The 17,895-nt window shown below is 73.0% G+C and carries 18 protein-coding genes; 12 read left to right on the top strand and 6 right to left on the bottom strand.

Annotated elements, in window-relative coordinates; all coding sequences use genetic code 11:
• The first annotated feature begins 48 nt into the window (after positions 1-48).
• The 5 genes from Q5425_RS45000 to Q5425_RS44980 are packed head-to-tail and all read left to right on the top strand — an operon-like array spanning position 49 to position 5,912.
• Positions 49-1,971 (top strand): TIGR03773 family transporter-associated surface protein, encoded by a 1,923-nt coding sequence (locus Q5425_RS45000; protein ID WP_308678597.1) that lies wholly within the window; start codon positions 49-51, stop codon positions 1,969-1,971.
• Positions 1,971-3,485 carry an anchored repeat ABC transporter, substrate-binding protein gene (locus Q5425_RS44995; protein ID WP_308678596.1) on the top strand — a complete coding sequence of 505 codons (1,515 nt, stop codon included), beginning with the start codon at positions 1,971-1,973 and terminating at the stop codon, positions 3,483-3,485. Before Q5425_RS45000 ends, Q5425_RS44995 begins: the two co-directional genes overlap by 1 nt.
• Positions 3,482-4,297, top strand: a complete 816-nt coding sequence (locus tag Q5425_RS44990) for a TIGR03773 family transporter-associated surface protein (RefSeq protein ID WP_308678595.1) — start codon at positions 3,482-3,484, stop codon at positions 4,295-4,297. The genes Q5425_RS44995 and Q5425_RS44990 overlap by 4 nt, the downstream gene beginning before the upstream one ends.
• Positions 4,294-5,016 (top strand): anchored repeat-type ABC transporter ATP-binding subunit, encoded by a 723-nt coding sequence (locus Q5425_RS44985; protein WP_308678594.1) that lies wholly within the window; start codon positions 4,294-4,296, stop codon positions 5,014-5,016. Before Q5425_RS44990 ends, Q5425_RS44985 begins: the two co-directional genes overlap by 4 nt.
• Positions 5,013-5,912 carry an anchored repeat-type ABC transporter permease subunit gene (locus tag Q5425_RS44980; protein ID WP_308678593.1) on the top strand — a complete coding sequence of 300 codons (900 nt, stop codon included), beginning with the start codon at positions 5,013-5,015 and terminating at the stop codon, positions 5,910-5,912. The genes Q5425_RS44985 and Q5425_RS44980 overlap by 4 nt, the downstream gene beginning before the upstream one ends.
• 23 nt (positions 5,913-5,935) lie before the next feature.
• Here Q5425_RS44980 and Q5425_RS44975 read toward each other — a convergent pair whose 3' ends face one another.
• Positions 5,936-6,622 carry a class I SAM-dependent methyltransferase gene (locus Q5425_RS44975; protein WP_308678592.1) on the bottom strand — a complete coding sequence of 229 codons (687 nt, stop codon included), beginning with the start codon at positions 6,620-6,622 and terminating at the stop codon, positions 5,936-5,938.
• A 46-nt stretch (positions 6,623-6,668) separates the two neighbouring features.
• Here Q5425_RS44975 and Q5425_RS44970 point away from each other — a divergent pair, with 46 nt between their 5' ends.
• Together Q5425_RS44970 and Q5425_RS44965 are read left to right on the top strand one after the other, a co-directional pair.
• Positions 6,669-7,100: a MarR family transcriptional regulator gene (locus tag Q5425_RS44970; protein ID WP_308678591.1), complete on the top strand. Its 432-nt coding sequence runs from the start codon at positions 6,669-6,671 to the stop codon at positions 7,098-7,100.
• 107 nt (positions 7,101-7,207) lie between these two features.
• Positions 7,208-8,323 (top strand): FAD-binding oxidoreductase, encoded by a 1,116-nt coding sequence (locus tag Q5425_RS44965; protein WP_308678590.1) that lies wholly within the window; start codon positions 7,208-7,210, stop codon positions 8,321-8,323.
• Positions 8,324-8,378: 55 nt separating this feature from the next.
• On the opposite strand, the gene Q5425_RS44960 is transcribed toward Q5425_RS44965, so the two are convergent.
• On the bottom strand, positions 8,379-8,726 hold the full coding sequence (locus Q5425_RS44960) for a nuclear transport factor 2 family protein (RefSeq protein WP_308678589.1): 348 nt from the start codon (positions 8,724-8,726) through the stop codon (positions 8,379-8,381).
• A gap of 57 nt (positions 8,727-8,783) precedes the next feature.
• Here Q5425_RS44960 and Q5425_RS44955 point away from each other — a divergent pair, with 57 nt between their 5' ends.
• Positions 8,784-9,428, top strand: coding sequence for a helix-turn-helix domain-containing protein (locus Q5425_RS44955; protein WP_308678588.1), 645 nt, complete (start codon positions 8,784-8,786; stop codon positions 9,426-9,428).
• Entirely contained in the window at positions 9,376-9,594 is a 219-nt protein-coding gene (locus Q5425_RS44950; protein ID WP_308678587.1) for a GyrI-like domain-containing protein, read from the top strand. The genes Q5425_RS44955 and Q5425_RS44950 overlap by 53 nt, the downstream gene beginning before the upstream one ends.
• A gap of 33 nt (positions 9,595-9,627) precedes the next feature.
• Here Q5425_RS44950 and Q5425_RS44945 read toward each other — a convergent pair whose 3' ends face one another.
• Positions 9,628-10,545: a LysR family transcriptional regulator gene (locus tag Q5425_RS44945; RefSeq protein ID WP_308678586.1), complete on the bottom strand. Its 918-nt coding sequence runs from the start codon at positions 10,543-10,545 to the stop codon at positions 9,628-9,630.
• Between the two features lie 107 nt (positions 10,546-10,652).
• Between Q5425_RS44945 and Q5425_RS44940 the strand changes: the two genes are divergently transcribed.
• On the top strand, positions 10,653-11,483 hold the full coding sequence (locus tag Q5425_RS44940) for an SDR family NAD(P)-dependent oxidoreductase (RefSeq protein ID WP_308678585.1): 831 nt from the start codon (positions 10,653-10,655) through the stop codon (positions 11,481-11,483).
• Between the two features lie 35 nt (positions 11,484-11,518).
• Here the strand turns inward: Q5425_RS44940 and Q5425_RS44935 are convergent, their stop codons facing one another.
• From Q5425_RS44935 to Q5425_RS44925, 3 genes are all read right to left on the bottom strand, one after another.
• On the bottom strand, positions 11,519-11,743 hold the full coding sequence (locus Q5425_RS44935) for a DUF6480 family protein (RefSeq protein WP_308678584.1): 225 nt from the start codon (positions 11,741-11,743) through the stop codon (positions 11,519-11,521).
• Positions 11,740-12,723: an SDR family NAD(P)-dependent oxidoreductase gene (locus Q5425_RS44930; RefSeq protein WP_308678583.1), complete on the bottom strand. Its 984-nt coding sequence runs from the start codon at positions 12,721-12,723 to the stop codon at positions 11,740-11,742. Before Q5425_RS44930 ends, Q5425_RS44935 begins: the two co-directional genes overlap by 4 nt.
• Before the next feature lie 274 nt (positions 12,724-12,997).
• Positions 12,998-13,357, bottom strand: coding sequence for a hypothetical protein (locus tag Q5425_RS44925; RefSeq protein ID WP_308678582.1), 360 nt, complete (start codon positions 13,355-13,357; stop codon positions 12,998-13,000).
• Between the two features lie 452 nt (positions 13,358-13,809).
• Between Q5425_RS44925 and Q5425_RS44920 the strand changes: the two genes are divergently transcribed.
• Together Q5425_RS44920 and Q5425_RS44915 are read left to right on the top strand one after the other, a co-directional pair.
• Positions 13,810-14,883, top strand: coding sequence for a hypothetical protein (locus Q5425_RS44920; protein ID WP_308678580.1), 1,074 nt, complete (start codon positions 13,810-13,812; stop codon positions 14,881-14,883).
• 153 nt (positions 14,884-15,036) lie between these two features.
• On the top strand, positions 15,037-17,865 hold the full coding sequence (locus tag Q5425_RS44915) for a BTAD domain-containing putative transcriptional regulator (protein ID WP_308678579.1): 2,829 nt from the start codon (positions 15,037-15,039) through the stop codon (positions 17,863-17,865).
• Positions 17,866-17,895: the final 30 nt, after the last annotated feature.

Raw genomic sequence — 17,895 nt, 5'->3', positions numbered from 1 at the left:
GTTTTCACGCTGATGGGGGCAAGATCCATGCTGGGTAGGTCAAGACCGGTGCGCACGTTGCTGGCCGTGTGCGTCGTGGCGGCGTCGCTCCCGCTGCTGGCGCCGGCGGCGCACGCCGAGGCCGGGCCGGCGCCGGCGGCCCGCTTGCGGACGGTGCTCAACGACGTGCACACCGACACCGTCGACGTGCAGTACACCGACGGGCGCCTGGCGCTGCGAACCCGCGTCGGCACCGAACCCCACCAGTACTTCGCGCCCGAAGACGTGCTCTTCCAGTTGCGGGACAACGACGTCTCCCGCATCGCCGTTCCCGACGTCCCGGAGTACTCGTTCCTCGGCGCCCCCGGCACCCCGGTCTGGGTCGCGCCCCAGGTCCAGGACTTCTCGCTGCTGTTCGCGGGCTGGGACACCGAAAGCCTGCCCACCGGGACGTTCGCGGGGGACACGATCGACCTCCGGCTCGCGGGCGTCGCCGGTCCGGGCGCGCTCGAGGTGTTCCAGACCGACTCCTTCGGCTTGCCGCTGCGGGTGTTCAGCTCCCGTGACGAGGGCCCCCGGTCCTGGCGCCAGGCCGTCGGCAGCCACGTCCACGCGAACTGGGCGTTCACCGCGCCCGGCCGGTACACGGTGACGTTCGAAGCCACCGCGACCGACCCGGCCGGGCACCGGCTGAGTTCGGGGCTCGTGGACTACACCTGGTACGTCGGCGGCACGTCGGCCGCCGACATCCCGGCTGCCGCCACGACCACCACGCTCACCGCGGCCCCGGCGACCACCGCCGTGGGGGAGAACCTCAGGCTGACCGGCGCGGTCACCCCGGCGAACGCATCCGGCTGGGTGGAGTTCGCCGACGGAGCGACCCTGCTCGGCCACGCCGCCGTCACCGGTGGACAGGCCACAATGGACACCACCTCGCTGGCTTCCGGCACTCATTCCCTCACCGCAAGGTTCGTCCCGCGGTACTCGACCGACTTCACCGAAGCGCGCTCGGCCGCGGTCGAGCACGTCGTGACCGGCGACGGTACGCCGCCACCGCCCACGTCGGCACCGACAGTGGCACCGACAGTGGCACCGACAGCGGCCTCGTCGTCCCCGCCGACCACCCCGCCGACCACCCCGCCGGCTGCTCCCTCGTCTCCGTCCGGCGGCAGTCCCGGACCCGGCGCGACGACGAAGCCGTGTGTGCCCGCCGGTCCGGTGACCTCGAGCGCCGGGGTCGTGCTGGCCGACGGCCACGCCGACTACGCCGTGCGGCTCGTCGGCGGGAAGCTCGTCTCGCAGGTCAAGGACGGCGCCGCGACCTGGCGGGCACCGGGCAGTGTCGTCTTCCACGTCGTCGACAAGGCGGCCACGACCGTGCCCGGCGGGACGCAGTTCGCCTTCCTCGGCAAGCCGGGCGACCGGATCTGGCAGATCCCGCAGACGCAGCAGGCCGGCGTGCTGTGGCTCGGCTGGAACACCGAGGAGCTCAAGAGCACCGAGGTCAGCGGAGACGTCACCTGGCGGCTGGACGAAGTGACCGGTCCCGGTGCGCTCGCGGTGTTCGAGTTCGATCCCTTCGGCAAGCCGGTGCTCGCTTTCGACAGCGGCGACGGTGTCCCGGACAGCTACGCCGTCCGGCTCGGCACGCACGCCCACGGCAACTGGGCCTTCACCAAGCCGGGCATCTACCACGTCACCTTCACCCACACCGCGAAGCTCGCCTCCGGAGCCCAGTCGAGCGACCGGCAGACGGTGACCTTCGCCGTCGGGCCGGTGGACCCGAAGCAGGCGCTGCCGGTCACCACCTCGACCCCGCCCACCGGTACCTGCGCCGGTGACGTCGCCGCCCGCGCCCGCGCGGCCGGTTTGGCGTCGACCGGGTTCTCCGTGGCCGTCCCGCTTTCGCTGGCCGGGCTGGCGCTGCTCGGTGGTGCGGTGTGCCTGCTCGTGGCCCGCCGCCGGAAGTCGCTTGTGGACGGTGAACGGTGATGCGGCTTCCGGTGCTGCTGGCCGCGGGCGTGCTGGCCACCGCGTGCTCGACCGGCGCGGCGGCCGGCGGGGGACTGCAGGTGGTCACCACCACCGAGATCCTGGCCGACCTGGTGCGCAACGTCGGCGGCGACCGCGTGTCGGTCACCTCGATCGTCCCCCCGGGCGGCGATCCGCACTCCTACGAGCCGACGCCCCGGGACGCGGCGAACGTGGCGAAGGCCGACGTCACGTTCACCAACCACCTGCTGCTCGAAGAGCACGCCTTGATCAAGACGATCGACTCGAACGCCCGCCCGGGCACGCCGAACGTGTCGCTGGCCGAAGCGGCCGAGACCTACGGCGCCACGGTCCTGCCGCTGGTCGAGGACATCGGGCTGGACGTCGCGTGGCTCGGCCTCGCCGTCCGCGGGGAGGGCAAGGCCCGGGGCGCGACGCGCACCTCCGATGTCCGGCTGGCCGCGACGAAGGTCGACGGGCCCGGCACGGTCGCGGTCTACCTGACCGAGGCCCTCGGGCAGCCCGATGTCTACTTCGACTCCGCCGACGGCTTGGACGCCAAGGACACGACGACCCTGCCACCGGCCGCCCACACCCATCTGAACTGGGCGTTCAGCGCACCCGGGGTCTACCGGCTGACGTTGTCGGCGCAGCTGGTGACCGGTGCGGCCGCCCCGGCGCCGATCGGCGAGGGCACGTTCACCTTCGCCGTCGGCGTCGACCCGCACACCGTGCCCGGCAAGTCCACGATCATCGGGGTCGGGCACACCGACCTGGCCGTCGACCTCGACACCGGCGGCGTCTACGCCTACACCGACGCGAGCACCGGGCAGCAGCACCCGGTGCCCGCGGCCGACGTTGTGGTCGACGTGCCGAACCGGGCGCTGGAAACGGTCCCCGGCGACCCGCGGTTCGCCTTCCTCGGCCGGCCGGATGCCTCGATCCACCAGCTGCCCCAGGCGGTGCTGGGCAAGCACGTCCACGGCGAGATCGATCCGCACCTGTGGCAGGACGCCCGCAACGCCAAGGCCTACGTCCAGCTGATCCGCGACACCCTCAAACAGCGTGACCCCCGGGGCGCGGCCACCTACGACGAGAACGCCCGCACCTACTCGGTCCAGCTCGACGAGCTGGACACCTACCTCCGGCAGCGCATCGCCGGGATCCCGAAGGACCGCCGCCAGTTGATCACCACCCATGACGCGTTCGGCTACCTCGCCAAGGCCTACGACCTGACCGTCGCCGGTTTTGTGGTGCCGAACCCGGCGTCGGAACCGAGCGCCGAACAGGTCCGCAAACTCACCGAGACGATCCGCAACCTGCACGTGCCGGCCGTGTTCATGGAACCCAACCTGGCCCAGCGCGCGACGGTCCTCACCCAGGTCGCGACCGACCAGCACGTCGAGGTGTGCCTGCTCTACGGCGACGCCTTCGACGAGCACGCGCGCGACTACCTGGCCATGATGCGGCACAACGCCGACGAGCTGCGCACCTGCCTCGGCGGTGGCGCGTGACCGGGAAACTCGCCGCACTGGTGCTCGCGGCCGTGCTCGCCGCGGCACCGGCCGCGGCCGCCGCTGCGGCGCCGACGGTCATCGCCGACGGGCACGTCGACATGGGCCCCCGGATGGTCGGCGGCGCCTGGACGATCCAGCTCCGCGACGACACCACCCGGCCGGCGACCTGGCGGCCGCTGTCCGACGTCGTCCTGCAGGCCGGCTCGGCGTCGAAGATGGCGGTGCCGCCGGGACCGGAGTACGCGTTCCTCGGCGCCCCCGGTGCGCCGGTCTGGCTCCTGCCGCAAGTCCAGCGGCCCGGGGTGCTGTGGCCGGGGTGGAACACCCAGGATCCGTCCATCGCCGCGCTGGTCACCCGCGAAGTCACCTGGCGGCTGCACGCCGTCGGCGGACCGGGCCGGTTTTCCCTGTTCCTCAACGGCAGCTTCGGCAAACCCGAGGAGGTCTTCGACAGCGGCAGGCCCTTCCCGCAGGAAACCGGGATCGAGGCGGCGTCCCACGTCCACGGGAACTGGGCCTTCTCCGCGCCCGGCGGCTACACGCTGGACGTCGAGATGCGCACCGCCGCGGCCGGCGGGACGACCTTGAGCGACCGGCAGCAGCTCCGGATCCACGTCGGCGACGGCGACCCGGCCGGAGCGTTCCTGCCCCCGCCGACGTCCGGGACGCCGGCTGCGCCCCGGGCGGTCGTCGCTCCGCGTGAAGACGACGCGGCGAACCACGGCTGGTGGTACCTGGCGGGCGGGGTGGTCGTCGCGGGTGCACTGGCGGTCGCGCTGAAGGCGCGGCGCGGCCGGAGCGGCTCGTGACCGCGCTGGAGATCACCGGGCTGAGCGTCCGGCTGGGCGGCCGCGACGCACTGTCCGAAGTGGACTTGAGCGTGGCCGGCGGTGAACTGGTCGGTCTGATCGGGCCCAACGGTGCGGGCAAGACCACCCTGCTGCGCGCCGTCCTCGGCCTGCTCCCGGCCGCGGCCGGGGCGATCCGGCTCGACGGCACGGTCGGGTACGTCCCGCAGCGCCACGAGTTCGCCTGGGACTTCCCGATCTCGGTGGAGAAGGCCGTGCTGACCGGCCGCGCGCCGGCCATCGGCTTCCTCCGCCGTCCCGGCCGCGACGACCGGGAGGCGGTCCGGGACGCCCTGCGCCGGGTGGACCTGACCGGCCTCGCCCGGCGCCCGATCGGTGAGCTGTCCGGCGGGCAGCGGCAGCGGGTGCTCGTCGCCCGCGCGCTGGCCGTCCGGCCGCGGCTGCTGCTGCTGGACGAGCCGTTCACCGGGCTCGACGTGCCCACCCAGGAACTGCTCACCGGGCTGTTCCGGGCCCTGAAGGACGAGGGCGACGCGGTGTTGATGACCACCCACGACCTGCCTGCCGCCGCGGCGCTGTGCGACCGGCTGTGCCTGCTCAACCGCAGCATCGTCGCCGACGGACCACCCGAGCGGCTGCGGGACCCGGAAGTGTGGCTGCGCGCGTTCGGCGTCACCCGGTCCGACCAGCTCATCCACTCCCTGGGGATCACCCGATGACCGCCGTCACCGGCTTTCTCCTGGCGCCGTGGGAACACGAGTTCATGCGCCGCGCGTTCCTCGTCGCGATGATGTCGGGCGTGGTCTGCGGCGTGATCGGCAGCCACGTCGTGTTGCGCGGCATGGCCTTCATCGGCGACGCCGTCTCCCATTCGGTGTTCCCCGGCGTCGCGCTCGCGTTCGTGTTCCGGTTCGACCTGGCGATCGGCGGCGCGATCGCCGGGCTGCTGACCGCGTTGAGCGTCGCGGTGTTCGCCCAGAACAAACGGCTCAAGGAGGACACCGTGATCGGGGTGTTCTTCGCGGCCGCATTCGGCCTGGGCATCGTGATCCTCTCCAGCGCGCCCGGCTATTCCGGTTCGCTGGAGTCGTTCCTGTTCGGCCAGATCCTCGGTATCAGCGACGGCGACGTCCGCGTCGTCGCGATCGCGGGCGCGGTCCTGCTACTCGCCGCGGCGGCCGTGCACAAGGAACTCGTCACGGTCAGCCTCGACCGGGAAACCGCGCGGGCGCTGGGCATCCGCGTGTTCCGGCTCGACATCGCGCTCTACACGATGGTGACGGTCGCGATCGTGATCTCGCTGCAGGCGGTGGGCAACATCCTGGTGCTCGCACTGCTGATCACCCCGGCCGCCTGCGCGCGGCTGCTGACCGACCGCCTCGGCATCATGATGGCGCTGGCCCCGGCGATCGGGATGGTTTCGGCGGCGACCGGGTTGTACCTGTCCTACGCGCTCAACCTCGCTGCCGGCGGTCTGATCGTGCTGGTCACCACGGCGGTGTTCCTGGTGTGCTGGGTGTTCGCTCCGCGCCACGGCGTGCTCGCGCGGTTCCGCCCCGGAAACACGCGGAGCGAGGCCGGCGACGGTGCGTCACGCCGTGGGGGATCCGGGTGACGGTGCCCGGCACGACCTCCCGGTCAGGACAGGTGCGCCGACAGCAGCCAGGCGGGTGCCGACTTGCGGCCGTTGCCCTCGTTTCGGACGTCGCTGCCGGCGAAGGCCGCGAAATCCGGGAAGTTCTCGGGGACGTTGGCGTGGATGCGGGCCGGCCGGATCTCGTCGATCGTCCAGTGTGCGCCCACCACTTCGCGTAGTTCCGCTGGGGAGACCGGGTTGACTTTGTCCGAGGGCACGGTCGCGCTGTCGAACACCAGCACGAAGTAGGACGCGCCGGGTGACGCGGCGCGCACGATCGATTCCTGGTACCCCCGCCGCAGTTCGACCGGCATCGAGTGGAACAGGGTGCTGTCGACGATGGTGCCGAAACGGCGGTCGTAGCCGGTGAACGTGCTGATGTCGGCGACCGCGAAACTGGTGTTGGCCAAGCCGCGGCGGGCGGCTTCCGTGCGGGCGAGCCTGATCGCGGTCGGCGACTGGTCCAGGCCGACGGTCGTGAAGCCCCGCTCGGCGAGGTGGAGCGACGTCGCGCCCTCGCCGCAGCCGGCGTCGAGGACCTCGCCGTGGAATGCGCCCGCGTTGATGAGCGCGGCGATCTCGGGTTGCGGTTCGCCGATGCTCCACGGCGGCCGGAAACCCGGCCCCATCTCGGGAGCCTGGCCACGGTAGGCGGATTCGAACAACGCGTCGCCGGATGAGTTCGTCATGCACCCCAGGGTGTCAACCAAGTTGATATATGTCAACATGGTTGATATGGAAGGTGTTCGGGACGAGCCGCTCGGCTACCTGCTGCATCGGATCACCGCGGCCTTGCGCGCCGAGGTGGCCGCTACCGTGCTGGAGCCGTCGCGGCTGGCGGCGCCGGAATACCTCTGCCTGCGGATGCTGTCGCAGTCCCCGAAGTCCAACGCCCAGCTGGCCCGCGAGGCCCGCGTGTCGCCGCAGGCGATGAACAAGGTGGTTCGCGAGCTGCAGGATCGCGGCCTGGTGACGCGACCCGCCACGGTGCCGTCCGGGAGGTCGTTGCCCGCCACGCTGACGCGCGAGGGCGTGACCGTGCTCGCGCGCCTCGACCCCGAGGTGGCCGAGGCCGAGGACCGCGTCCTGGCCGAGCTCGGCGAACAGGACCGGCGCGAGCTTCGCAGGCTCCTGGTCGCGGCCGGCCGGGTCGTGTCCCGGCGGTGATCCCCTCGGGGCCCGGAAGGCGGCGGCGGTCAGGGGCGAACTCGAGCGGAGGGTCGCGACCGCGGCCGCTGAAAACCGCGACCCTCCCGAAAGGTCTCATTCTTCCGATGCGCAGTACCCAGGCTCCCGTTGTCGTCGTCGGCGGCGGCATCGTCGGCATCTCCACCGCCCGCCACCTCGCCCGGGCCGGGGCCCCGGTCACGTTGATCACCGAGGGGGAGCTGACGAGCAACGCTTCCGGGCGTTCGCTGTCGTGGCTGAACTCCGCGGGCCCGCGCAGCGAGGATTACCACCGGCTGCGGATCGCCGGGATCGATCGCTACCGCACGCTCGCGGCCCGGCAGCCGAGCGTGGACTGGTTGCGGTTCGACGGGGGCCTCGCCTGGCTCCCCGGTGACCGCGCACCTGAACTGCGGCAGCAGCACGAGCACGAACTCGCCCACGGCTACGAAAGCCACCTCCTCGACCCCGGCCGGGTCGCCGCGACCGTCCCCGGCGTCGATCCGGGCGCGATCCCGCCGACCGGCGCCGTCTGGAACCCCGGCGAGGGGTGGGTGGACCTGCCCAGCCTCGCCGTGTTCCTGATCGAGGACTTCGCCGGGCACGGCGGGCACATCCTGACCAACGCGGGTCCCGCCGAGGTGGTGACCGCGGACGGCGCGGTGGCCGGCGTCCGCACCGCCGCGGGCGAGCTGCACCCGGCCCGATCGGTCGTGCTGGCGACCGGACCCGCCGTACCCGCGATGGCGTCCCGGCTCGGTGTCCCGGTCCCGGACGCGACGCCCGTCTCCCTGCTGGTGACGACCACGCCGGTGGACACGCCGCTGCGCGCCGTCCTCAACACGCCACGGGTCTCCCTCCGTCCGACGCCGCACGGCGGCCTCGCCGTCGACGCGGACTGGACCACCGCGAGCATCCGGCCCACCGGCGACGGCTTCGACGTCCCCGCCGAAATCGTGGCCGAGCTGCTGGGGGAGGCGTCCCGGCTGCTGGCGGGCCATCCGCCCCTGACGGCCGCCCATCACGGGATCGGCCCGAAGCCGGTCCCCGGCGACGGCGAGCCCGTCCTCGGCCGGACGGACGAGATCGGCGGTCTGTACCTCGCCTTCACCCACAGCGGCGCCACGCTCGCGCTGATCGCGGGCGAGCTGCTGACGTACGAGATCACCACGGGCACCCCGCACCCGATGCTGGCGCCGTTCAACCCCCGCCGGTTTCGCTAGGGGAGGAGCCGACGTCGGTGCGGCCTGCTTCGAACGTCGACCGTGTTGCCGTGCATCAGGGTTCGATCACCAGCCCGGTGATGCGATCCCCGGCCAGGGTGAACCGGAACCGCAGGTCGACGACCCCGCCGGGGAAGTCGCCCTCGAGGTGGTGGACCGCCACGTAGTGCTCGTCGTCGACTCGGTGGGCCGCGACGAGCGTCGTCGTGTACGTGTACTCGCTCGCGGCCCGGGTGAGCCAGCCGCGGATCTCCTTCTTGCCGCGGTGGGTCTTGCCCTCGTCGGTGACGACGGCGTCCTCGGTGTAGTACGCCAGCTCCCGGTCCAGGTCGCGGGCCTGGTGGGCGGACAGGTAGCCGGTGATCACCGCGGGCAGCTCGCGGGTGTCGATCGCTTCACTCATGCTGACCACCGTGGGCCCTCTCCCGGGGAGAGGGTCAAGGCGGTGCACAGTGGAGGGGTGTTCCGTGGATTGACGATCGGCGAGTTCGCGCAGCTGACGCACCTGAGCGTGCGGACCCTGCGCCGCTACCACGAGTCCGGGCTGCTGGAACCCGCGTCGGTCGACCCCGCCAGCGGCTACCGGTACTACACCGCCGACCAGATACCGGCCGCCCAGGTCATCCACCGGTTGCGGGAGCTGGGCGTGCCACTGAACGACGTGGCCAAGATCCTCGCGACCGAGGACGCGGCGGAGCGCGCGGACCTGGCCGGGGGGCACCTGCGGCGGCTGGAAGAGGAACTGGACCGGACCCGGGCCGCGGTGGTTTCGCTGCGGCGGGTGCTGCGTCCCGGCGACGACGGCTTGGACGTCGAGCTCCGCGCGGTGGCCGCGAAGACGGTCGCCGCGGTCGAGGGTGTGGTCGACCACGACGACGTGCTGGCCCGGTACGGCGAGGCGATGGCCGAACTCGACGCCGCGGTCGCCGGTCTGCCGCCGCTGGGGCCGCCGGGGGGCCGCTACGCCAACGAGCTGTTCACCGGCGGCCGGGGTGCCGTCCTGGTCTACCGGCCGGTCGCCGACCCGCCCGCCCGGGGGACGGGTGCGGCCCGTGGAGCTGCCGGCCGCCGAGCTCGCCGTCGTCGTCCATTCCGGATCCCATGACGACATCGACGTCACCTACGGCAGGCTCGGTGCCTGGGTGGTCGACCACGCCCTCACCGTGGACGGTCCGGTCCACGAGGCGTACCTCGCCGGCCCGCGCGACGACCCGGATCCGGCGACCTGGCGGACCGAGATCGGCTGGCCCGTCTTCCGGCTGGCGTGGTGAGCAGCCGCCGTAGAGCGAGAGGCTGACCCGACCCTACGGCCGGGTGCCCGGTTCGAGGGCGGCGGTGCGCAGCGCCGCGGCGACGCGGGCGGCCGGTTCCGGAAGGGGCCGCGGGAGGTGGGCGAGCAGGATGCGGCGTTGCTCGCCCGGGCCGCCGCGGACCGCCAGCACCCGCACCCCGGGCGGGACGACGGGTTCGAGTGCGCCGGGCACCGTCGTGATGCCGCAGCCGGCCGCCACGAGGTGCAGCTTGGCCAGCCAGTCGCGGGCGGTGTGGGCGATCTCGGGCCGCTCGTCGAGCCCGGGCCACACGCCCATGGCCCGGTCGTCGCCCGAGTCGGCGATCCAGCGCTGCCCGCGCAGGTCGGCCACGTCGATGTACTCACGGCGGGCGAGCGGGTGGTTCGCAGGCACGGCGACGTGCAGGCTGCGCTCGGCGAGGGTGTGCAGCGTCAGCGCGGGGGTTTCGGTGTCGGGCGGCCGGAACGGCGGGGCCGAGGCCAGCAGCGCGAGGTCGACCGTCCCGGCGCGCAGAGCGCGGATCAGGGCCGGAGTGCGGCCTTCGCGGCTGAGCACGGTGATGGCCGGGTGGGTGCGCCGCAGGGCGGCCAGGGCGCGGGGGAGCAGGTCGGCTCCGGCGGTGGGAAACCAGCCCAGCCGGACGGTGCCCGCTTCGCCGGGCAGCCCGGCGAGTTCGCGGGCGGTGGCGTCGAGCTGGTCGAGGACGCCGGCGGCGCGGCGCACCACGATCTGCCCGGCCGGGGTGAGCCGGACCCCGTCGTGGCGCCGTTCGAGCAACAACGTGCCCGCCGCGCGTTCCAGGGACGCGATCTGCCGCGAGACCGCGGACTGGGTGTAGCCGAGCGCTGTGGCCGCCGCGGTGAGCGTGCCGCGCTCGGCCACTTCGCGGAACACCCTGAGCGCGGTGAGCGACGCATCGGAGAAGGCCATGACTCCAACGCATACCAGGGATGAGTTTCTTTCGCTGTTCGCATGGCGGAGGTGGCTCTAGCGTGCAGTCGTGAACCGATCGGAACCCTGTCCGCGAAAGGAATCGCATGACCGGCAAAGCCGCCCTCGTCACCGGCGCCACCCACGGCCTGGGCCTCGCCCTGGTCGAAGGGCTCGCCCGGAGAATGTCTGCCGAGGACACCGTTTACCTCACCGGTCGCGACGCGGGCCGCGTCGCCCGGGCCGTCGAAGCTCTGCCCGCCGGGGGTGCCCGGGTCCGCGGTGAGGTTCTCGACGTCGCCGAACCCGACGGTGCCGGCCGTCTCGCGGCGCGGGTGGCGGAGCGGCACGGCGGCGTCGACATCGTGTTCGGCAACGCCGTCATGCGCGTCGGGCCGGACGACGACCCCCGGGCGATCGTCGAGGACTACGCCGAGGTCAACAACTTCGGCACCACCCGCCTGCTGCGGGCTTTCGCCCCGCTGCTGCGCGACAACGGCCGGTTCCTCGTCGTGGCCAGCTCCTTCGGCACGTTGAACCACCTGGCCCCCGCCCTGCACGACCGGTTCGACGGGCTGTCGTCCTTGGCCGAGGTGGACAAGCAGGTCGCGGCCTGGCGCGACGCGGTGAAGGACGGCAGCGCCCGTGGCGGCGACTGGCCGGGCTTCGTCAACATCCCGTCCAAGATCGCCCAGGTCGCGGCCGTGCGCGCCCTCGCCGGTCCCCGCCGTGACGACGACCTGGCCCGCGGGATCCTGCTCGCCGCCGTCTGTCCCGGGATGATGAACACCCCGACGTCGGCGCTGTGGTGGGACGTGCGCGCCGCGCCGAGCCCCGCCTGGGCGGCGCAGGCACTGCTGGACCTCGTGTTCCGCCCCGTCGATCCGGCCCAGTACGGCGAACTGGTCCGGGACGGGAAGGTCCTGCCCTGGCGGTGACCCGGTCAGGCGGGCTGAATCGGCTCGATCCGGGGTCAGTCCAGGAAGTCGAAGGCCCGCAGCAGGAAGAACGCGGCCATCCCGGCCACCATGATCCCGATGACGACGAGCGCGAGCACGGGTCCCTTCCTCGACGGCATCGGCTGGGGGTGCGACAGGCCGGAGGTCTGACCGGCGTCGGGCGAGGTGTCGCCGGGGGTGACCGAACCGCCGGGCTCCAGGCCGGGTACGTCGTCGGGTTCCGGTCCGGGCGCGGTCATGAGCGCGCCGCCGGGGTGTCGGTGGCGGGGTCGGTCGGCATTGTCAGCACCTGTTCCTCGGGAGGGGCCGGCCAGCGGCCGTGGATGCGTTCTCGAACGGGCGCCGGGTGGTGCACGGTTCCGGGGGTGCGCCGCCACCGTCCGGGGGTGAGCACGGCCAGCTGCAGCAGGGGACCGACCAGCCGGTCGTAGAGCCGGGGCAGGAGCCGGAATCCGGTGATGACCAGCGGGTTGCCCGGGCCGACCGGCACCGACACGTGCCGGCGGGGCCGGTCGGCGAGCCGCGTGATCGCGGCGGCCACCCGTTCCGGGGCGAGGACCGGCCTCGGGGGCCGGACGGCGTGTCCGGTGTAGTTGGCCGCCTGGTAGTAGATGGGGGTGTTGATGCTGCCGGGGCTGACGATGCAGACCGACACCCCGGGCTCGTCCCGCGTTTCCTGCTGCAGGGTGCGCAGCACGGCTCGCTGGCCCCACTTCGACACCGCGTAGGCGCCCATCTGCGGAACGGTGATCGACCCCAGCAGCGAGTTGACGCCGATGAACGTGCCCGCGTGCCGGCTGCGCATGACCGGGAGAACCGCGCGGGCCAGGTGGACGGTGCCGTGGACGGCGGTGTCGACGACCGCGGTGAACACCTCGGCCGGCATCGCCTCCACACTGCCGTAGCCCATCACCGCCGCGGTGTGCACGACGACGTCGATCCGGCCGTGCCGCGCCACGGTCCGCGCGACGAGCCGGGCGGCCGCCTCGGGGGCGGCGATGTCTGCGGCCAGGGTGTCCACTTCGGCGGCTCCCGCACGTCGGCAGGCCGTTTCGGCGGCATCGAGCGCTTCGGCGCTGCGTGAGACGAGGACGAGCTTGTCGGCCCGGCCCGCGAACGCGACCGCCGTGGCCAACCCGATCCCGCTGGTGGCGCCGACGATCAGCACGACCCGCCCGGTCGCGGCCCGGGCACGCCGGGGTTTCAGGCGACTGCGCATGACGCTCCGATCAGGATCCGGCCCAATAGTGCGCGGGCGACGGGGACCGTGCGCACCACCGGTGGCTGGGCGGAGCTCCGGCCGGTGACCGCGGGACGCGGGGCCGGGGTGCGGCGAGCGGCGGTGAGCAAGGGAGTACCTCCTGGGCCGCGGCGACGTCGGTGCGGGGTCGGTGCGGGTTCGCCGTGCGGGCGCGGGGATTCGTGGGCTCCGCGCCCGCACGGCTTCGCGGGCGACGCGCCTGCAGTGACTCAGGCGCGCGGCGAGACACGGGTCAGGGAAGAAGGGCGGAGGCGGCACAGAGCGCTGCCCACGCCGCGGCGAACACCGCGACCTTCTTCCGGGCCGAGCGGTCGGGCAGGCCGGTGCCGAAGACGAGGGCGTCCGCGGTGTCCGAGGCCACCCGCGCGGCGAGGGCCACGTGCAGGGGCCGGCCGGGCGGGGCGAACATCATGGCCAGGCCGATAGCGGCGTCGCGGGCGCCGATGCCGCCGATCAACGTCCGGACGTCCCGGGTGACCTCCCCGGCCGGAGTGGTCAGGCCGCACGGCTTCGCCAAGACCTTCGGGGCGGCGATGATGGTCGCGCTGTAGGCGGCGGTCGCCGCTCCGAGTACGCGGGTCAACGCGGGCATCGGGCACTTCCTTCGCATCGGAGTCGGGCAGCTGGATCTTCGACTACCCCGGCAAACCGAGGACAAACCGATGACAAACCGATGCAACCGGTTCGAGGACCGACCGGGCTGAGGGACGGTCTTCGCATCGAGTCGGCCGGCGAGCTGGTGTTGCCGTCGCGGCGGGCAGAGCGCGTCGGCTTCGGTGATGATCACCGTGGCGGGGATTCCGGTGAGCGGCGCAGCCTCACCCCGGCGCCGGCTACGACCTGGTCGCCCGTGGGGGCGGCTTCTGGGTGCTGCGCCGGCGATCGTGAGCAGGCGGAGGTGACGCGCACACCTGGTGAGCGGGCTTGGGGAAGTTAAGCCAGCGAAGCCTGCGTCTTCGGGCAGTCATCGTCCCCGGCCGGGGCGGGAGCGGGTGCGCGTGGTGAAAATGGGCCGGTAGGCCGGCGAACCCCAGGGAGCGATGGATGAGCCACCCCTTTACCCCGCAGCTGCACGAGATCCTGCTCCGGGTGGCCGGCTGGCTGCCGGACGACACGCTCACCCGTGCTCGCGGCGCGCTCGCCGCCGACCGGTGTGCCGAGGTGGCCCAGCTGCTGGCCTTCGCCGCGCGGCGCACGGTGCTGCCCCTGGACGAAGACGACCTCGACGCGCTGGCCGAGCTGCTGGAATCCGAAGGTGCCGATCCGGCCGTCCTGGACGCGATGGAGCTCATCGCCGAGAATCCGCCGCTGCTGTGGCGGTTTTCGCCGGACTGGGGGACGGCGGACGGCAATGACGGCGATGACGGCGCCGACAGCGCGATGCTGATCGCCGCGCTCGCGGAGCAGGACCTGCTCGCCGAGGTGACGGCGGTGCCCGGGATCCGGGGGTTCTGGAGCGCGGTGCGCCGGCCCGCCGGGGACGTGCCCCACCCGGAGCCCCGGGTGGTCTACGTGGCGGAGGTCGACGACGCCGACGACGCCGCCGCCGAACCCGCCGAGCTGGCCGGGCGCTTCCAGGAAACGCTGACCGCGGCGGGGGAGCGGGACCCGCAGGTCGAGGTCGTGTCGATGCACGGCGTCCGGCCCCGGTACCAGCGGGCCGCGCAGCAGGGCGGGAAGCTGCTGTGGTCGCCCCACGAGGACGTGGAGGTCGGCGTCGCCCGGGTCTTCGACGAGGTCGATCCCCAAGCGGGGCCGCGGTTTTCGCCGGACCACGTCAAGATCACCGACGCCGGCGAGCGCGCGTCGCTCGTCGGCTACCTCGATGCGGGCACGGAACTCCTCGTCACCACCGGCACGATGGCCGACGTCGTCGACCCGGAGCAGGGCTCGGTCGTGCCGATGAACTTCCGCACCGACGGCCACTGGGTGTGGACCGACACGGTCACCTACTACCTCCGCCACCACCACCTCGCGCCCGAGCCCGGCCTGCTCCGGCACCTGCGCGACGCCGAGGGGCCGCCGCCGCCCCTGGACACGGTCCTGCTCGGGCGGGCGCTGGACGCGCTGCGGCCGTCCGCAGCCGACGAACCGGTCTGGACCACGTCGGGAGCCTGAGCGCCGCCCCCTTCGTCCGTCCGGGTGACCGGCGAGCTCGGCGCTTCCCCCGCCGCCGCGCCGGAAGCGTCGGCCGGACCGGGCCGTGCACCGCCTTGTTAAGGTGGTGGTCCGGGAATCCCCGTCTGGGGATCGGGTGGAGGTTGAAGCGGCGTGACCGGCCCTGAAAGCGCGGTGCGGGTCGATCTGCTGGGTGAGCTGCGGGTTCGCGTGGCGGACGGGGAAGTCGTCGTCGGGCCGCCGCGGCAGCGGGCGGTGCTGGCGATCCTGGCGTTGCGGGCCGGTGAGACGGTCTCGCGCGCCGAGCTGATCGACGGCGTGTGGGGCGAGACGCCCCCGGCGTCGGTCGAGGGCAGCGTGCACACCTACATCCACGGGCTGCGCCGGGTGCTGGTCGCGGCCGGCGACGTGCTGACGCGGACGGGGCCGGGCTACCGGCTCGCGCTCGCACCGGACGCCGTCGACGCGGTGGCGGCCGACTCGCACGCGCGGCGGGCCCGGGAACTGGCCGCGGCCGGAAATGCCGCGGCGGCGGCCGAGGCGCTGGAAGAGTGCCTGCGGCTGTGGCGCGGGGTCCCGCTGTCCGGCGTGCCCGGACCGCTGGCGGAAGCCGAGCGGGTGCGGTTGACGGAGCTGCGGTTCCAGCTCGTGGAAGAGCGGGCGGAGCTGCTGCTGGAACTGGGCCGCCACCGCGAAGCCATCGGCGAGCTGGGCGAGGCGGTGCAGGCGGAGCCGTTCCGTGAGCGGTTGCGGGCGCTGTTGATGCTGGCGCTTTATCGCGGTGGGCGGCGGGCGGACGCGTTGGCGGAGTTCGAGGCGACGCGGCGGTTGTTCGTGGCGGAGCTGGGCCTGGATCCGGGGCCGGAGCTGACCGAATTGCAGGCGCGGGTGTTGCGTGCGGACCCGGGGCTCGACGCTCCCACCGCGGCGCCGGCCGCGCCGGCGGTCGCGTCGATGCCGGCGCAGCTGCCGCACGAAATCCTCGACTTCGTCGGCCGGGCCGACGAGCTCGCGCAGCTGAACCGGTGGCGAGCGACGGTCGGGCAGGGCTCCGGGGCGCTGGTCATCTCGGCGGTGGACGGCGTCGGGGGCGTCGGCAAGACGGCCCTGGCGGTGCGGTTCGCGCGCCGGATCGCCGGCGAATACCCGGACGGGCAGCTGTACCTGAACCTGCGCGGGTTCGACCCGATCCGGCCACCGCTCTCGGCGACCGAGGCGCTCAGCCAGCTGCTGTGGTCGCTCGGGGCGGGCGGCCAGCGCGAGGACCACGACGCGCAGGTGGCGATCTACCGCACCCTGCTGTCGGACAAGCGCATGCTGATCCTGCTCGACAACGCCGAATCCACCGAACAGGTGCGGGAACTGCTGCCCGGCCCCTCGAACAGCCTGGTCCTGATCACCAGCCGCAACCGGCTCAGCGGCCTGGTCGTCCGGGACGGCGCCCACCGCCTCAACCTCGGGGTGCTGACCGAAGACGAAGCCCTGGACCTGCTGCGCGCGTCGGTGGGGCGGGCGCGCATCGACGGCGAGCCCGGCGCGGCGGCGCAGCTGGCGCGGTTGTGCGGTTATCTGCCGCTGGCGTTGCGGATCGCCGCGGAGAAGATTTCCGCGAATGCCGGGACGAGCCTGCGCGATCTGGTCGCCAACCTGACCGCCGAGCAGGACCGGCTCGACACCCTCGAGGCCGGTGACGACGAGATGTCGTCGGTGCGGGCGGTGTTCTCGTGGTCCTACCACTCACTCGACCCCGAAGTCGCCCGCGCGTTCCGGTACCTGGGGACCCTGCCCAGCCAGACCATCGGTGCCCGGGCCACCGCCGCCCTGATCGACAGCCGGGCCGCCGCCGCGAGCGGGCTGCTCGACCGGCTGCACGAGCAGAACCTGCTGGAACGCGCCGGTGACCGCTTCGGCTTCCACGACCTCGTGAGCGTCTACGCCGCGGAACTGGCCGAGCAGCAAGAGAGCCCCGAGGACCGCACCGCGGCGCTGCGCCGCCTGATCCACTGGTACCTCTACGCCCTGCGGGCGGCCTACCGCCGCATCATGCCGGTCGACTCGCTGTTCGAGACCGGCCTGCCCCCGACACCGTACGAGGTCCCGGACTTCGCCACCAGCGACGACGCCTTCGCCTGGTGCCACGTCGAAGCGGCGAACATCCGGGCGCTGACGAGGTGCGCGGCGGAGCTGGGCGACCACGCGGTCGCCTGGCAGATGCCCTGGTACATGTACAACTACTACTACTCGGCCGGCCTGCTCACCGAGTGGGTGGACATCCTCGACGTCGCCTACCACTCCGCGCAGCAGCAGGACGACCTCGCGCCGCAGCTGCAGGTGCTGAACCAGATCGGCATCGCGAATTCCCGGCTGGGCCGCAACGACGTCGCCGTGCGGCACCTGGAGCACGCCCTGGAAGTGACCCGGGAAACGGGTGACCACCACTTCCGGATCCGCTTCCTGGTCAACTTGGCTTCGACGTTGCGGGAGATGAAGCACTACGAGCGGGGGATCACCTACGCGCGCGAAGCCGTGCAGCTGGCCGACGAAGTGGGCGGGCACTACGAGGACGCGGGTGCGCTCGACGCGCTGTGCGAGCTGTACGTCGAGGCGGGGCGCCCGGCGGAAGCCCTGGAGTGCGGCACGGCGGGACTGACGGCGGCGCGCGCGGCGAAGAACGAGCTGTTGGAAGTCAACCTGCTGATCAACGTCGGGCACGCGCACCGCGACCTGGGCGACCCGGCGGCCGCGCTGCGCGACTACGAAGCGGCCCTGGAACTCTGCGCGCGGCTGGGCAACCGCTACCACGAAGCCCTGGCCAGCTTCGGCGTGGCGGAACTGCACCGGCGGGACGGCCGCTACCCCGAGGCCCGGCAGCACGCGAGGCGCGCGCTGGAGGCGTTCGTCCGCCTCGACGCCGAAGAAGCCGCTGCGGCGCAGGCGTTCCTCACCGCCTTGGACGCCGAAGACGCTCTCGACGCCGGGTGATCACCGCGGCCCGGGAGCCGACTTCCGGGC

This window comes from Amycolatopsis sp. A133 (assembly GCF_031082405.1).
Taxonomy (GTDB): Bacteria; Actinomycetota; Actinomycetes; order Mycobacteriales; family Pseudonocardiaceae; genus Amycolatopsis.
Note: the sequence above shows the minus strand (reverse complement) of the source record. Positions and strands in the feature narration are given on the sequence as shown.

Excerpts from the sequence above, each read along its gene's own strand:
- Q5425_RS44920 (WP_308678580.1), top strand. The coding sequence starts at position 13,810 with ATGAGCCACCCCTTTACCCCGCAGCTGCACGAGATCCTGCTCCGGGTG.
- Q5425_RS44925 (WP_308678582.1), bottom strand. The coding sequence starts at position 13,357 with ATGCCCGCGTTGACCCGCGTACTCGGAGCGGCGACCGCCGCCTACAGC.
- Q5425_RS44935 (WP_308678584.1), bottom strand. The coding sequence starts at position 11,743 with ATGACCGCGCCCGGACCGGAACCCGACGACGTACCCGGCCTGGAGCCC.
- Q5425_RS44975 (WP_308678592.1), bottom strand. The coding sequence starts at position 6,622 with ATGACGAACTCATCCGGCGACGCGTTGTTCGAATCCGCCTACCGTGGC.
- Q5425_RS44980 (WP_308678593.1), top strand. The coding sequence starts at position 5,013 with ATGACCGCCGTCACCGGCTTTCTCCTGGCGCCGTGGGAACACGAGTTC.
- Q5425_RS44940 (WP_308678585.1), top strand. The coding sequence starts at position 10,653 with ATGACCGGCAAAGCCGCCCTCGTCACCGGCGCCACCCACGGCCTGGGC.
- Q5425_RS44970 (WP_308678591.1), top strand. The coding sequence starts at position 6,669 with ATGGAAGGTGTTCGGGACGAGCCGCTCGGCTACCTGCTGCATCGGATC.
- Q5425_RS44995 (WP_308678596.1), top strand. The coding sequence starts at position 1,971 with ATGCGGCTTCCGGTGCTGCTGGCCGCGGGCGTGCTGGCCACCGCGTGC.
- Q5425_RS44960 (WP_308678589.1), bottom strand. The coding sequence starts at position 8,726 with ATGAGTGAAGCGATCGACACCCGCGAGCTGCCCGCGGTGATCACCGGC.
- Q5425_RS44945 (WP_308678586.1), bottom strand. The coding sequence starts at position 10,545 with ATGGCCTTCTCCGATGCGTCGCTCACCGCGCTCAGGGTGTTCCGCGAA.
- Q5425_RS44930 (WP_308678583.1), bottom strand. The coding sequence starts at position 12,723 with ATGCGCAGTCGCCTGAAACCCCGGCGTGCCCGGGCCGCGACCGGGCGG.
- Q5425_RS44965 (WP_308678590.1), top strand. The coding sequence starts at position 7,208 with ATGCGCAGTACCCAGGCTCCCGTTGTCGTCGTCGGCGGCGGCATCGTC.